The 446-nt window shown below is 58.1% G+C and carries 1 protein-coding gene; it reads right to left on the bottom strand.

The features are described 5' to 3' along the window. Window positions 1-446, bottom strand: a 446-nt coding sequence (locus ACEWB7_RS17805) for a nucleotide-binding domain containing protein (protein WP_411581060.1), incomplete at both ends; no start/stop codon positions are given.

Genomic DNA, 446 nt, shown 5'->3' with positions numbered 1-446 from the left:
CTCACCGCCTGCGACAATAAAGCGTGTCACGCCTTCCGCTGCTAACCGCGCCGCTAGTTGAGAAAACAGAGTTTCTACTGCCTGACTGGCTTTTTGTGCACCGTATTGCTGTTGAATTGCTGCCAATGCGTCAGTGCTGGCGGTGGCAAAAACCAGTGGAGCAAGTACACTTTCCTGGCCCAGAACCCACTCTGCCAGCTCGTGTGCATAAGCGGCCAGAGTTTCGGTTGAGAGGCAGCGTGCCACATCAACCTCACGGGCTGGTGCAATTTGACGGTAATGTGCCACCTGGCGGTTGGTCATTTGAGAGCATGAACCGGAGAGCACTACGCCTCGCCCAGCGAGCGGACGCCCTGCTTCGCGAGCCTGGTTTCCGTTTTCTTGAGCCCTGTGCCGGTCCAGGCCAATCGCCATACCTGAACCGCCCGTTACCAGTGGGGCATCGC

This window comes from Acinetobacter sp. NIOH-H-8 (assembly GCF_046635365.1).
Taxonomy (GTDB): domain Bacteria; phylum Pseudomonadota; class Gammaproteobacteria; order Pseudomonadales; family Moraxellaceae; genus Acinetobacter.
Note: the sequence above shows the minus strand (reverse complement) of the source record. Positions and strands in the feature narration are given on the sequence as shown.